At 44.0% G+C, this 14650-nt stretch carries 10 protein-coding genes; 5 read left to right on the top strand and 5 right to left on the bottom strand.

Annotated features, from left to right (window positions below):
• The 3 genes from AZ46_RS03020 to AZ46_RS03010 all read right to left on the bottom strand — a co-directional run bounded on the left by AZ46_RS03020 (position 1) and on the right by AZ46_RS03010 (position 6063).
• The gene (locus AZ46_RS03020; RefSeq protein WP_051865143.1) at positions 1-2100 is read right to left on the bottom strand and encodes an EAL domain-containing protein; all 2100 of its coding nucleotides are present in this window, start codon (positions 2098-2100) and stop codon (positions 1-3) included.
• Positions 2101-2268: 168 nt separating this feature from the next.
• Entirely contained in the window at positions 2269-4380 is a 2112-nt protein-coding gene (locus AZ46_RS03015; RefSeq protein ID WP_051865140.1) for an RNA degradosome polyphosphate kinase, read from the bottom strand.
• Between the two features lie 156 nt (positions 4381-4536).
• Positions 4537-6063 carry a Ppx/GppA family phosphatase gene (locus tag AZ46_RS03010; RefSeq protein WP_029281580.1) on the bottom strand — a complete coding sequence of 509 codons (1527 nt, stop codon included), beginning with the start codon at positions 6061-6063 and terminating at the stop codon, positions 4537-4539.
• A gap of 189 nt (positions 6064-6252) precedes the next feature.
• Here AZ46_RS03010 and AZ46_RS03005 point away from each other — a divergent pair, with 189 nt between their 5' ends.
• The 4 genes from AZ46_RS03005 (at position 6253) to AZ46_RS02990 (ending at position 10318) form a co-directional block, all read left to right on the top strand.
• Positions 6253-6747, top strand: coding sequence for a L,D-transpeptidase family protein (locus AZ46_RS03005; protein WP_029281582.1), 495 nt, complete (start codon positions 6253-6255; stop codon positions 6745-6747).
• Positions 6748-6836: 89 nt separating this feature from the next.
• On the top strand, positions 6837-8126 hold the full coding sequence (locus tag AZ46_RS03000) for an MFS transporter (RefSeq protein WP_029281584.1): 1290 nt from the start codon (positions 6837-6839) through the stop codon (positions 8124-8126).
• A gap of 154 nt (positions 8127-8280) precedes the next feature.
• Positions 8281-9774, top strand: coding sequence for an HD domain-containing phosphohydrolase (locus tag AZ46_RS02995; RefSeq protein WP_081870123.1), 1494 nt, complete (start codon positions 8281-8283; stop codon positions 9772-9774).
• An 82-nt stretch (positions 9775-9856) separates the two neighbouring features.
• Positions 9857-10318, top strand: coding sequence for a YkyB family protein (locus AZ46_RS02990; RefSeq protein WP_029281587.1), 462 nt, complete (start codon positions 9857-9859; stop codon positions 10316-10318).
• Between the two features lie 60 nt (positions 10319-10378).
• On the opposite strand, the gene AZ46_RS02985 is transcribed toward AZ46_RS02990, so the two are convergent.
• Both AZ46_RS02985 and AZ46_RS02980 read right to left on the bottom strand, forming a co-directional pair.
• Entirely contained in the window at positions 10379-11281 is a 903-nt protein-coding gene (locus AZ46_RS02985; RefSeq protein ID WP_029281589.1) for a chemotaxis protein, read from the bottom strand.
• Between the two features lie 98 nt (positions 11282-11379).
• Complete coding sequence (locus AZ46_RS02980; protein WP_029281591.1) at positions 11380-12699, bottom strand: MFS transporter; 1320 nt, start codon at positions 12697-12699, stop codon at positions 11380-11382.
• A gap of 254 nt (positions 12700-12953) precedes the next feature.
• On the opposite strand from AZ46_RS02980, the gene AZ46_RS02975 reads away from it, so the two are divergent.
• On the top strand, positions 12954-14237 hold the full coding sequence (locus AZ46_RS02975; protein WP_029281593.1) for an NCS2 family permease: 1284 nt from the start codon (positions 12954-12956) through the stop codon (positions 14235-14237).
• Positions 14238-14650 lie beyond the last annotated feature (413 nt).

Genomic DNA, 14650 nt, shown 5'->3' with positions numbered 1-14650 from the left:
TTAAGGTGCTTTTTTGGTGCTGCAGCTGAACCCGGACGATATTTCTGACGGTAAAAGCGGGCCTGAAAAATAAAATCCCTGGCCCCTGTTGCAATTCAGCGAAAGCAGCCACTCCGCCTGATTTTCAGTCTCAATTCCTTCTGCGAGAACTTCAAGAGAAAGACTTTGAGCAAAGTGAACGATTGACGCAATTACAGCCGCGTCTTTGCCATCGCTGATTCCGCCTTTAATAAATGCCGGGTCTATTTTTAAAAGGTCCACAGGATACGTTTTAAGGCTTTGCAGCGAAGTTAATCCGCTCCCAAAATCATCAATCGCAATCCTCACACCGATTTCTTTCAGCTTCTTTAAGGCAAGTGAAGCTTCTTTTTGGTGATGAAGCGCGCTTTCAGTCACTTCAAGTGTAATTTGCCGGGGCAAAATCTGATAGGTCCGAAGCAGCGACCTGATCATTTCAGGAAGGTTGCGCTGCTGAAATTGTTTGGAAGACAGGTTAATGGAAATGCATTGGTTCCCGAATCCCTCAAATCTCCACTCTGCAAGCTGCCTGAACGCTTCTTCCATGATCCATTCTCCAATGGGAATAATTAGTCCGGATTCTTCTGCAGCAGGAATGAATTCGGCAGGAGAAACGTTTCCAAGCACCTCGCTTTCCCACCTGACAAGAGCTTCAAAACCCTCTGTCTCGCCCGTTTCAAGGTTAATTTGAGGCTGATAGACGAGGTGAAGTTCATCGTTTTCAATCGCCTGCCTGAGGCCTGAATCCATATCAAGGAGCCTTTTTGACCGGTGATGGAGCCCGGCGTGAAATACTTGAAACTGTCCCCTTCCCTGATGCTTGGCTTCGTACAGGGCAAGGTCGGCCCCCGCAATCAGTTCTTCCCCGCTTATTCCATGCTCAGGGTACAGGCTGATTCCGATGCTCGGACTGACAAAATAAACAAGTTCATTGAGATAATAAGGTTCGGCAAACAAATCAAGAATTTGCTTAGCGTAGGAGGTTGCCTCCAACTTATCAGTATTTCTGAATAACAGGATAAACTCGTCCCCTCCATGGCGGTATACACTGAAGGACGGTGCTGCAATGGACTGCAGGCGATCGCTCACTTTTTGCAGGAGCAGATCTCCTGCCGAGTGGCCTGCTGTATCATTCAGCCATTTGAACCTGTCCAGGTCAATATACATGAGCGCATGAACAGAGTCCGCATCACTGCTTAGACAATCTTTAAGATGTTTTTCAAGGGCCGTCCGGTTCAAAAGTCCGGTGAGTGCATCATGAAAAGCCATATGACTGATCAGGGCCTCGTGCCGCTTTTGGTCAGAAACGTCTTTCGCAAACAGATAGATGCCCTGAACGCTTCCATTTAAAACAATCGGAAATGTTTTCAGGTGAAGGTGCCATTCCTTGCTTTTCACTGTAAGCTGGACGTCTGTCTCAAACGTTCTTCCTTCAGATGCTTCGGTTAACAGCTTCTCCGTTTCAGCTGTATTTTGTTCAAACAGTTTAAATATGGACTTTCCTGTAATTGAAATCGTTACTCTTTTAAAAAGATTAATTGCAGCGGGATTTGCCGACAGGATTGTGCCGTTCAAATTGAGTGAGAGGATGCTGTCATTCGTGTGATCGAACAGAGACCTGTATCTCTGCTCGCTCTCAATGAGCTTTTGCCTTTCAAGCATTCGGTCTGAAATATCCCTTGTGACTGAAATAATATAGATGACGTCTCCTTTATCGTTTAAAATCGGCGTCAGCATCGATTCACCGAACATGAGAGACCCATCCGATAACTGCACTTGATCCTGAAAGGAATATGGTTCTTTTAACTCAATGACGGTCCTGTACATTTCCGTGAGATGAAGGGAGGTGCTTTTATCCATCACATCCGAAAGCGCCATGCCCCCGTAATGATCCGGAAGCCCGGCATGCCTTACTCCTTCGTCATTCACAAATACATACCGCAGCTGCCCCTCATCAACCTTCATCAGAAAAACAAGATCTTTTATATGTTCAAGAATGATGGCAAAAATGATGGATTCTATTTTTTCAATGTTTTCTTCTGAACTGAAATCTTCTGTAATGGCTTTCTTTAATTTATTCATGATACCCTCATTCTCAGCATGATCTTTATCACGCACTTCACCGTTTTTAATAAGTCTTTTTTCATAGTATCATATCCTGCACTGCCTGTACTATGATTCCTTCTGTGAAAGTGGGCTGTTGCTATTTACTCCACGCAAAAAAAGAGCACCTGAACGGCACTCTCCTTATCATTCCTCATCCTCTGATACTCTGTAGGACAATTTTCGCAATATTGCCTGGCTGTCAATCTCCTCTTCATGGGGGAGCCGGGATACATAATGATAATCACCGGACGCATCCTGTTCTCTGGCTTTGACATTATCAGACAGCATAATATCAAGCATTGAAAAGATTCTCGTCTTAATTTTCACATCAAACACCGGAAAGAGTATTTCAACCCGCTTTTCCATATTTCTGGTCATCATGTCAGCTGAGGATAAAAACATCTTATTTTCGCCGTTGTGATGAAAAGAGTAAATCCGGCTGTGCTCCAAAAACCTGCCGACAATGCTTCTTACCCGGATCTTTTCACTGATTCCCTCAATTCCCGGTCTCAGGCAGCATGTGCCCCGCACAATCAAGTCAATCTTCACTCCTGCAATCGAAGCCTCATAAAGCTTCATAATAATCGCTTTATCTGTGAGTGAATTCATCTTCGCAATAATTCTTCCGTTTCCGAAATGACGGTGGTAATCAATTTCCTGATCAACAAGCTTTAAAAAATCGGTTCTAATATCGAAGGGCGCGACTGAAATGTGATGAAATTCCGGCTTTTCTGTGTAGCCGCTTAAATAATTGAAGAAATTGGTCGCATCAATTCCAAAGTGGTAGTCAGAGGTAATCAAACTCATGTCCGTGTAAATTTTCGCTGTCTGATCGTTGTAATTTCCGGTCCCCAGATGAACAAACCGTTCAATCAGGCTGTTTTTCCGTCTGACAACAAGCGTAATTTTGCTGTGGGTTTTTAAATAGGTCATACCGTAAATAACATGACATCCCGCTTTTTCCAGTTCTTTTGCCCACTGAACATTGTTCTCTTCGTCAAACCTTGCTTTAAGTTCAACTAGGACGGTTACCTGCTTGCCATTTTCAGCCGCTTTTTTCAGCGCTTCAATGACAGGCGATCCGCCGCTTACCCTGTAAAGAGTCTGTTTGATGGCTAATACATCAGGGTCTTCTGCAGCGTCTCTGACAAAATCAATCACAGGTTCGAAAGATTCATAGGGATGGTGCAAAAACAGGTCCTGGACGGCTGCGGTCTGAAAAACATCATCATCAGCAAGAAGATCTTTAGGAGGCTGTGGAATAAACGTTTCAAACGTAAGATGTTCAAATTTAGAACTCAGCTCTTTGTAAAAACCAAACAGAAAAGTAAAATCGAGCGGTCCGTCAATTTCATAAACATCGCCGCTGTGGATCTCAAGTTCTTCAAGGAGATAATCCAAAACGTGCGAATCAAAGCCGTTCTTTCTCACTTCAAGCCGGACGGCTGCACCCCATTTTCTTTTCTTCAGTTCTTTTTCTATTTCCTTCAGAAGGTCTCTTGCCCCTTCTTCGTGTATGGTCATATCGGCGTTTCGGGTAATGCGGAAAGGTGTGACCGACTGGACGTGATAGCCGTGGAACAGTTTATGTATATAGCGGGTGATTACATCTTCCAATAGTACATATGAGCAGTCTTTTTCGCCTGAAGGGATGGGAATAAACCGGTCGAGCACGGCCGGAACCTGCACTATGGCCGTTTTCGCCCTGAATTCTTCTGTTTCAGAATGATCTTCAAGCTTCACGACCAGATTGAGGCTCTTATTCAGAAGCATGGGAAATGGCCTGTATGCATCAACAGCCATTGGGGTCAGCACGGGAAAAATGTGCTCGTCAAAGTGTTTTTCAATGATGTCAAGCTGGTCCTCCTTAAGGCTTTCTAAGCTTAAGAATACAATCCCTTCCTTCTTCAATGCGGGTAGAATCACGTCATTATAGGTGCCTGCCTGGAGATCAACAAGTTTATGATTCAGTTCTGATATTTGCTTCAGCTGCTGTTTCGGGGTAAGTCCTGCTTTGTTCTCAGGTTTGCCGAAACCCGCCTTCACCTGGTCCTTTAGACCCGCAACCCTGACCATAAAAAACTCATCAAGGTTTGAGCTGAAAATCGCAAGGAACTTCAAGCGTTCCAAAAGTGGGTTTCTGCTGTCAATCGCCTCTTCGAGCACTCTTTTGTTAAAGGCAAGCCAGCTGAGCTCCCGGTTATTATAATAGTGAGGGCTGCCAAGTTTTGCTTCATCGGTGTGCAATGTGCTCATAAAAAAGTCACCCTTTTGAATTAGTCATTTGGATTCATTTGTAATGATAGCACTTGAGGTTTAGAGGAAAGTAAATGGTGTGTAAAGATTATTTGTGGTTTATGTAAATGCTGCAGAAAAAAGAAGAGCTTCTCCTCTTCTTTTCCCTTTCCTAATCTATTGCTGAAACTTTAATTGAATGTTTTTCTTTAGAAATTTTTCAAGATTCTTTTTTTGTTTTTCTGCCTGATACTCCTCAGGCATATAATTGCCGTCACATGTGATGATGCAGACTGTGCGGTCAATTTCATCCTGCAGGCTGACAGAACGGACAACATTTCTTTTTGTTGCATTCAGACTGTAGGCAAATTTAATGATGGCTCCAAGCAGCATGATCTTGTGCTGCTCAACTTTTGAAAACCAGTGTTTGAATGGAGCTGAATATTGTTTGTAGGCAGACTTGCTTTTAAAGGAGGCGATCAGCGCAAGCTTCAGTCTGTCTCTGTGGGACAGACCGTCTATCGTCCGGTTGGCGATCAGGTAAAAGGTATGCTGGCTGCTTGATTCCGAATCAATGTACTGCCCCAGATTATAAACGAACGATCCTCTCCTGATCAGGCGGATATCTTCTTCTGTATAAGAAATTTTCCCCGCAGCAGCTAAACCGGAATACAGCTCAAGGGCAATTTTTGTGACATGCTGCACGTGATCAAGGTCAATGTCATAATCACTCAGCAATTCGTGAAAGCTTTCTTCAATCACACTCGGAAAAATGGCTGTTCCTGTGCCTCTCGTAAGCTCTTCATAAAAAACACCGTCCCTCAGGCCCTTTCGGCTCAAGATAAACCGGTCTGAAGCCGTAATGGCTGTCAGCGTGACAAAAACCTGCGCTGCCGGAAGAATAATATCAGCCCTGTCTTTTGACAGTCCCTCCGTTCGTTGCAGCTCATGCATGGTCATGGGGGAAAGAAATTGCTGAACGTCCAGGAGATCGTTTCCTGACATTTCATATAAGTGGACGCCTGCAAGCGGATATTCCTGCATGGCCTGGTGGATTTGTACAATATTGCGCGCACTTCCCCCTATTGCCACTACCGGCAGACCTTTATTCATAAGCCAAGGCAGTGTTCTGAAGTTTTCTTCAAGATAAAGCCTTAGCTCATGCAATTCTGTCTTTGTCGGTTTTTCCCCTTTTACAAACTCTTTTTTCAAAGACAGGGCGCCGAAAGGAAAGCTGTGATAATTTATGAGGCTGCGGTTTTCAAAGTAGGTAATCTCCGTACTCCCCCCGCCGATATCAATGGTGATTCCGCTCCTGATCTGAGTGGAATTTACGGCTGCGAGGAAACCGTAATATGCCTCTTCATATTCGGAGAGAATACGGATCGTAAAATCTGTTTTTTCTTTGACTAATCCTAATACGGCGTCCTTATTGACAGCTTGTCTGATGGTCGCCGTTGCTGCACACTTCACATCTTTAAGGTCATGATGCCTCGTTACTTCCTGAAAACTGAGCAGAGATGAAACTAAAACGCTGATTCCTTCGTCGTTTAAGAAAGACTCATCTGTTAAATAGTTCCGGAGCCTCGCCGATATCTTTACATTTTCAATTTCTTTGAGTCTCCGGCTTTTATCACGCTGATAAATAACCAGTCTCATTGTGTTAGAGCCAATGTCAATAATCGCATATTTTTCCTTAATCATCTGCTCAACTCCTCTGAATATAGAAAATTATACCACATCGAAGAAACGGAGTGGCACAGCGGGCGGAAACAATATCCATATGTGCACATATGATGCTTTAAAACGCCGGAACTGTGCAAATGCCTCAAGAAATCCGGAGAGTTGTCATGTAAAAAGAAGTATTCATCACAAATAAAGCGGTGAAAACAGATGATCTATCTTGTAAAACCCGGTGAGACCCTCACCTCAATAGCCCAGGACTTCCGCATCAGTCCGGCGGTTCTCATTACTGCCAACCAGCTGTCAGATCCAAATAAATTAACCGCCGGACAGCCTCTGATTATTCCCGGGCTGCCTGAGCCTTCTTCCATTCCATACAGCATCATGATATCGATTGGCCGCAGACAGCTGACTCTGCTGAATAGAGGACAAGTGATGAAAGTCTATCCGATAGCTGTCGGGAAGATTCTTTCAAGAACCCCTATTGGAGAATTTGTCATTGTCAACCGACAGCCGAATCCTGGAGGTCCATTTGGAGTGCTTTGGCTCAGCCTGTCAAAAATTCATTACGGCATACACGGCACGAACGATCCAAGCTCAATCGGAAAGGCTGTTTCAAGAGGATGCATCCGCATGCAGAACAAAGATGTCCTTGAGCTCGGGTCCCTTGTCCCGAACGGAACAAGGGTATCCATTCGCCAGTAAAATTTTTACAAAACCTTTATGTTAAAACGAACATGTTTCTATTATAATAACTACTGTGACTACTATCCTGCAAAATAAGGAGCAGCATAATGAAAATCTTTGAAAACAGAAATTTTGTGAAGCTCTTTTTTGCAGCACTCGCTTCGCAAATGGGCACTACAATCGGAAATATGGCCTTTGCCTTTTACTTATTGGACCGCTTCAGCCACCAGCCGTCCTATGCGACACTGGCAGAACTGATGTATTCACTTCCAACGCTGTTTGTTTTCTTTTTGGTCGGGGTGGTAGCAGACCGTTTTGACAGAAAAAAAGTAGCTGAAAACTGTGACTGGATCAGAGCCTTTCTGACTGTGATTCTGTTTGGTTCCCTGTTTTTAAATTCCATCCCGCTCATCTTCTTCCTGCTCTTTTTAAGAAGTGCAGTGACAAAATTTTTCTATCCTGCAGAAGCAAGCCTCGTGCAGGGAATTTTAAGTAAAGAGCAGTATGCGCAGGCTGCAGGGCTGAACCAGATTCTGTTCAGTATCTTCATGGTTTTTGGAGTGGGGCTCGGTGCAATCGCCTATCAGACAATCGGACTAAAGGGCGCCGTGGTTTTCGACTTTATCAGCTTTGTCATCTCAGCAATACTCATCCGGCGCTGCAAAATCCCCATGGAGGCAAGACTTCCAAATGGAAAAGCGAAATGGAAGGATTTCAGTCTTTCTTCCACTTACCGTGACTTTAAAGACGGCATTCTGTATATTGTAAAAAACAAATTGCTCGCTTCGCTCGTGTTCGGTTTCTTTGTATTCGGGTTTGTGAATGGTGCTTTTTCCATCCTTCCGATCTTTACTATGAAGTACGAGCTGTCGCCTGACAATTACGAAAAGTATGCTTCATTTTTCGCCATTTCCCTTGGAGCCGGACTTCTTGCCGGAAGCCTCATCGGTACATTCCTGTCTTCAAGATTCAAGCCGCATCAAATGATGATTTATCCGATTTTCGTAAGCGGCATTCTGATTTTTATGCTTGGTCTGACCGATCATCTTGGCATTTTTCTTGCCACTGTGTTCATTATTGGGACATGCATTGGACCAATTAATGTGGCCATTGGAGGCTGGATGCCTAAAATCGTCCATCCAAAACTGATGGGCAGAGTAAGCGGATGGACTGATCCATTGATGATGTTTGCTCAGTCCCTGACCCTTGGCATTATTGCCGTAGTCTTTCCGAAATTTATCAGCAACATTGAATATCTCTACTATGGAATGGCCACTGTGATTCTTTTCGTTTTCCTTTTCTATGCCCTTACTTTGCCAAAGCTAAGCAAAGAACTCGAGTATTCCCAGAGAAAGCTTGCACAGCGGACAGGAAAAGAACAGATTCATATTTCGTAAGTCGTTTTCACGGCAGCAGACATCATCTGCTGTCTTTTTTTTCAAGTTTTCAGTGTTCCGGTAAAGATTCAGAAAAAACAGCCGATATTACTGGAGAAGTATTGACTGAAAGTTGGGTCCCCAATTGACACTATATAAAGAGTTTATAACAAAGTTGATCATTCATAATTTTACTGCGTCTTTATTGGCTGTATTTGGCGTGGGTTCCGTTCTTATTTTTACTACACTTACGATTTCAGCATCAGAAGTCATGCTGCTGATGCTGCTGCTCTTGTGTTCGGTTATCTGCATGAGCCTTTGTGAATGGGCTCTCTTCCGAATACACATTGCTCCGATCAAAAACGTTTTCAAAGACAGAGATACCTCTTTGGACACGCTTGATGCTGCTTTCAGACAGGCACACCGTTTTCCGCTTCTAAGCGTATACAGAATTTTAGGTCCTCATCTTTTTGGCTTTTCAGTTCCTGCGGTTCTGCTTGGAATCTGCCTAATAAAAAATAACTTGCTGAATATCCCGCTATCATACATTCTTCCAGCTTTTGCAGTCACGTTCTTAGTTGCGGGCATGCACAGCGTCATTGAATTCTTTTTATGTTCCAAAGCGGTGAAGCCTATGCTTATTACCCTCCGCAATAAAGGTCTTATGCTTTATGGGACGGATCTTGTGCCTGACCGGGAAATCCCCATCTCTTTAAAGTCCAAAGTCATGTTCAGCGCCATCTACATTGGTGTATACCCGCTGCTGCTGTTTGCTCTGGCTTCACAGCTGCGTTTTAAGGAAGGTGTGGCTCCGGGATTGCCTGAATATTGGAGCTGGTCCATGCTGATTGTCATTATGTCTGTGCTATTTGCGGTTTTTGGCTCTTTTTTGCTGTTCAAAAACATTTCTGAACCTATTGAGAAGCTTCAGGAGGGCATGGCAGAGGTTGAACAGGGGCAATTCCATTACCGGAATGAGGTTTATTCGGATGAATTTGCAACGGTTATCGCGGGTTTTAATAAAATGATACGCGGGCTCAAAGAGCGTGATCAGATCAATAATCAGCTTCTGGAAAGTTTGTATACAACACTTGCCTCTGCTCTAGATGCAAGAGATCCTAATACCGCTGGCCACTCCATCAGAGTAGCGGAATATTCCGTTATGATTGGCAGGGAAGCAGGATTATGCGAAGAAACTCTTGATGACTTGAGGAAATCAGCGCTTCTCCATGACATCGGCAAAATCGGCATTAAAGACAGCATCCTTTTGAAAGAAGGACGCTTGACCATGGAAGAATATGAAGAAATTAAAAAACACCCGGTTATTGGTGCAAGCATTCTCTCAAGTGTACAGCCTGCTGAAATGCTCCGGCCTCTCATTCCAGGCGTCAAATATCATCATGAACGGTTTGACGGTCATGGATACCCTGAAGGACTCGCAGGAAATGATATTCCTCTTTTCGGAAGGATTATGGCCGTTGCGGACGCATACGACGCAATGACTTCTGACAGACCATACAGACGCGGAATGCCGTCTGAGACAGCGCTCTCCATTATTAAAGAAGGACGCGGCACACAATGGGATCCTGTTTATGCGGATTATTTCCTGAAGATCATGGATTCGTTTTCAGATCGTCAGCTGATGAACGAAAACCGGGAAAACGGGTAATTGATTTTAGATTAAGTTTGCATTTTACACCTGGAAACGTATAATTTAGAATAAGCGAATAAATGTTCAAAGGAGAGAGAAAATGGACGATCAGCGAAATCAGCCGCTTAAACCAACGACAGATAATGTAGCAAAAGCAATCTATATCGTAAACCGGCATGCTAAGACGGCGCCAGACCCGAAATTTTTATATATGCTGAAGAAACGTGCCCTTCAAAAACTCTTAACCGAAGGAAAAGCAAAAAAAGAAGGACTGCACTTTTCCAATAACCCTAAAAACAGCAAACAGCAGTCAGACGTTCTTATATCTGCCGGAGAATATTATTTTCATATGCCTCCCACTAAAGATGACTTCGAAAATCTCCCACATCTCGGTTCACTGAATCAGTCATACCGAAATCCAAAAATACATTTATCCCTGGCAAAAGCAAAAGCACTGCTTCAGCAGTATGTCGGCGTAAAGGAGACTGTTTCAAACCGCCCCAATAAATCTGCACCTACATACAAAAAACCTGTATTTAAACGCTTGGGCGAGAGCTATTGAAGAGATATATGAAAGAGGCCTTTCCTCATATGGAAAGGCCTCTTTCTTCATCCTGCAGCCCTAAAGAATATATTGATCAATCATGGAAACGAGCTCAGCAATTTCAGGTTTGCTTACTTGTCCGTCCGCCCCGACTTTTCTACCTTTATGTTTAAGATCCTCTGTTATGAGCGAAGAAAAAATGAGAACAGGCAGAACCGCAAGCGCCGTATGCTCCTTAATACGCTTCGTCAGATGGTGGCCGTCCATTTGCGGCATTTCAATGTCTGTAATCACCAGCTGCACTTCATCTTTTAATGCACCGCCGCTGCTGCAGAGCGTTTGAAGGTAGTCCAGTGCGTCTTTGCCATTTTCAAAAAATTCCAGATTTACAAATCCCGCTTCCTGCAGCGTATCATGCAATAGCCCTCTGAGTAATGGCGAATCTTCTGCGATGACGATTTTCTTATCTGACCGTTCGCGCTTTCCGAGCTTTTTTATTTGATTTAAGTGAATGCCCGATTCCGGATTAATCTCAACAATCAGTTTCTCAAAGTCAGGCAGAAGAATCATTTCCCCGTTCCATTTCACGACTCCTGTTATCTGACTTTCGAGACCCTGGTAAAGACGGGACGGTTTTTCAATCAGGCTCCATGAAATCCGGTGAATTTGAGTGACGCCATGCACATGAAAGATGACCTTTTGCTTATTAAATTCCGTCACAATCAGCTTGTCTGCAGATGAGTTGGGATTCTCCCCAAGACCAAGTGCTTTTGCTGTATCCACTACAGGCAGAACTTCCCCTCTCAGCTCAGTAATGCCTTCAACGTTCGGATGGGCATGAGGCACTTTTGTCATCGTCTGAAGCTGGATGATTTCTTTCACTTTAATGACATTAATCCCGAATTTTAGTCCCGCTACAGTAAATTCAACGATTTCAAGTTCATTCGTGCCGCTTTCCAATAATATCTCTGTCTGCTGCATCGTTTTCTTCCTCTCTATAGTTACACATACCTTATATATCGGAACAATTTGATCTTTCTCAACCGGACAATGAAAAAAAGCCTGAGGAAATCTCAGGCTTACGCTTCATGGTCAGGAACAAACATATGGACAGCAAGCCCGATGCCTGCAAGAATCATCAGTGAGCCAATGGCGATCCGGCTTGCAAGATCACCGTAATCAGCAAGAACAAGTGTAATGGTTCCGTAAAGCAGCGGCCCTGCAATGGATGACACCTTCCCGGAAAAGGCAAAAAGCCCAAAGAACTGTCCCCTCTTGTTTTCCGGCGTCAATTCTACAATGAACGTTCTTGATGTGACCCACATAGCTCCAAGAGAAACTCCGAATAAACTTCCAGCTGCCCAGAACATGGCTGCATTAACAGCAAATGCAGCAAAAGCCAGCGCTATGACAAGAATGATGCCTACATACATAATGCTTTTTTTCGTTCCTGATGCCTTTGTAATATATCCAAATACAAAAGACCCGGCTATGCTTGCCACCGTTGAGACAAGATACAGCAAAATAAATTCACCTGATGAAAACCCTACAATCGCCTTTGAATAAACAGCCATCATCGCTACGGCGGTGGCGATGGCATCGTTTAAAAAGAAATAGGCAATCATGAATAAAAAAACGGCTTTATACGTTCTTACTTCCTTAAAGGTCCGGATAATTTCTCTGTAGCCATCCAAAAATCCGGTCTTTTGAGGTTTACCCTCAAAAGGCTTTTCTTTCACAAAGAAAAAAAGCGGAAGGGAAAAGACCAGAAAAAGAAGGGCTGTCGGAATAAATGCCTTATGAAAGCCTGAATCTCCAATAAGCAGATAAACACTGAGGCCCACAAGAGTCCCTACATACCCTACGGCAACACCGAATCCAGATATTAAAGGAATCTGCTTTCCAGTGCCTAAATCAGAAATCATCGTATCATAAAAGATCAGGCTTGAATGGTAAAAGAATTTCGCCATGATAAAGAGCAAAATAACGTACACTAAACCAGCGGGGAGTCCAAAGAGCGTATAAGAAAACTCTGTCATTCCAAAAACCCCCATAAGAATGGTGCACAGCACGGTTATTAAGGTAAAAGGAATAATATGTGCCTTCTTTTTACCCGATCTGTCAATTAATACGCCGAACAGCGGAGAAAACAGAACGAGCAGGAAGCTTGCTGCTGCATTGGCATAGGATATAAATGAACTTGCGATCTGGTCCAGTCTTTCGTTTGCGCCAATGACTTCCTGCAAATAAAAAGGGAAGAAAATGGTTGTAATATTAGATGAAAAGATGGTGTTCGCAAAATCATAAAGCGCCCATGACAAAATAGGGAGCGACAAGTACAGTTTCCAGGCCCTATCCTTTTGAAGGCTAATCGTTTCAGGCTTTTCTAAGTGTGCCATTTTGCATCCTCCGTTTTCTTTTTGTATGGTTATCTTCTTTAAACAGGAAGCCGCCACCTGCCCGTTTACAAAAAATTAACGTGAACGAGCTCCTGTCTGTTTAATAAGAGTCATGATAAAAAAGCCTCTCACAGAAAATGACAAATAAAGATAATGCACAAAGTCTTCCCTCTTGGTATAATGCTATATGTGAATCGGCTGATGCCGGTTGTACGGGTTGGGTCGAGGGTTACTTTTTAAGGAAGGGTTAAAAATTGCATAAGTACTTTCAGCTTGAACAGCATGACACGACAGTCAAAAAAGAGCTGCTCGCAGGAATGATTTCCTTTTTTACGATTGTCTATATCGTAGCCGTTAACGGAGCGATCTTGGCAGACGCAGGCATTCCGATTGAAGCAGGCATTATCGCCACCATTCTTACCTCTTTCACAGGTTGTGTACTAATGGGCTTTATTGGAAAAACACCGATTATTCTAGTTCCAGGGATGGGGGTGAATGCGTTATTCACCTACACCATCTGCGGTTCTATGGGACTTTCCTGGCAGGAAGGTCTTGCCGTCGTTTTTGTCTCAGGTCTTCTTTTTGCACTTGTTGCATTCACGAAGCTCTCCGGCATCATCAGCGCTTCCATACCGGACTCGCTGAAAGAAGCGATTACGGTCGGAATTGGGATATTCCTTACGTTTATCGGTCTGCAAAAAGGCGGAATTGTCACCGGAAGCGAGACGACGTTCGTCAAACTTGGTGATTTTACAGATCCCCATGTCTTCGTTACGCTGATAACATTAATCATTACAATTGTGCTGTTTGCCAGGAACATTCCGGGCAACTTCCTGATCAGCATTCTTGCCGGTTCAGCCATTGCTGCAGGATTTGGCTTGATTGACAGTTCTCAAAGCAGCGGGACCTCCTTTTCTGCGGCGTCGTATACTCAGGTTTTTGGCGCCATGTCATTTAATCAGATGGCAGATCTCGCATTCTGGACGGCCACTTTCTCACTCACGATGGTCATCGTGTTTGAAAACATCGGCCTTGTTCACGGACACGTCAATATGATCAGCAGACAAGACAGGTACAGCGGTTCGCTCAGGGCAAATGCCATTTCGGCCATTACAGCTGGCTTATTCGGAACTAGTCCAACAGTAAGCACGGTCGAAACAGCTGCAGGAATTCAGGCAGGCGGACGCACAGGACTGACTGCCATCACAGCAGGCTTCCTGTTTTTAGGATCACTGTTCTTTCTGCCGTATCTTAAATTGATTCCAGACAGTGCAATTGCCCCTATTTTAATTTTAATCGGCGGGCTGATGATTCAGAATATCCAGAACATCGATCTGAAAGATTTTACGGAAAGCTTTCCGGCCTTTTTGATCATTGCACTCATTCCCCTTACCTACAGCATCGTAGACGGAATGGCCTTTGGATTCATTGCTTATCCAATCTTAAAACTTGCCATGAAACGCACAAACGAAGTGGCCCTGCCGCTTTACATCATCGCAGTGCTGTTTCTTGCTAATTTTATTTCACATAGTATATAGATAGAAATGCGGAATCGCCCGGTAAGCTACGGGAGTCAGATAAGGAAACGGCGGTGAAGGCGCTTTTTGCCTTTGCCGACGGTTCCGTTCTGGCAGAGGAGTTGGGCGATGTAGCTGGACAATAAGAAAAGCGGAATCGCCCGTTTAGCTCCGGGAGTCAGATAAGGAAACGGCGGTGAAGGCGCTTTTTGCCTTTGCCGACGGTTCCGTTCTGGCAGAGGAGTTGGGCGATGTAGCTGGACACCGAGAAAAGCGGAATCGCCCGTTTAGCTCCGGGAGTCCAATACAAAAAACCCAGTTCAGCTTGAACTGGGTTTTTTACTGCTTCTTAATCATTCGAATCACAATATACAGGGCTGTAAACAAGAAAATGGCACCGGCAACGGTTAGTGCCTGCATGAGAAAAGAAAACA

The sequence above is a fragment of the Metabacillus indicus LMG 22858 genome (assembly GCF_000708755.2).
Taxonomy (GTDB): domain Bacteria; phylum Bacillota; class Bacilli; order Bacillales; family Bacillaceae; genus Bacillus_P; species Bacillus_P indicus.
This window is presented reverse-complemented; position numbering and strand designations above follow the sequence as displayed.

What these genes read in the sequence shown, in the direction of transcription:
- AZ46_RS03000 (WP_029281584.1), top strand. Translation starts at nt 6,837, where the DNA reads ATGAAAATCTTTGAAAACAGAAATTTTGTGAAGCTCTTTTTTGCAGCA.
- AZ46_RS03005 (WP_029281582.1), top strand. Translation starts at nt 6,253, where the DNA reads ATGATCTATCTTGTAAAACCCGGTGAGACCCTCACCTCAATAGCCCAG.
- AZ46_RS03010 (WP_029281580.1), bottom strand. Translation starts at nt 6,063, where the DNA reads ATGATTAAGGAAAAATATGCGATTATTGACATTGGCTCTAACACAATG.
- AZ46_RS02990 (WP_029281587.1), top strand. Translation starts at nt 9,857, where the DNA reads ATGGACGATCAGCGAAATCAGCCGCTTAAACCAACGACAGATAATGTA.
- AZ46_RS03020 (WP_051865143.1), bottom strand. Translation starts at nt 2,100, where the DNA reads ATGAATAAATTAAAGAAAGCCATTACAGAAGATTTCAGTTCAGAAGAA.
- AZ46_RS02985 (WP_029281589.1), bottom strand. Translation starts at nt 11,281, where the DNA reads ATGCAGCAGACAGAGATATTATTGGAAAGCGGCACGAATGAACTTGAA.
- AZ46_RS03015 (WP_051865140.1), bottom strand. Translation starts at nt 4,380, where the DNA reads ATGAGCACATTGCACACCGATGAAGCAAAACTTGGCAGCCCTCACTAT.
- AZ46_RS02980 (WP_029281591.1), bottom strand. Translation starts at nt 12,699, where the DNA reads ATGGCACACTTAGAAAAGCCTGAAACGATTAGCCTTCAAAAGGATAGG.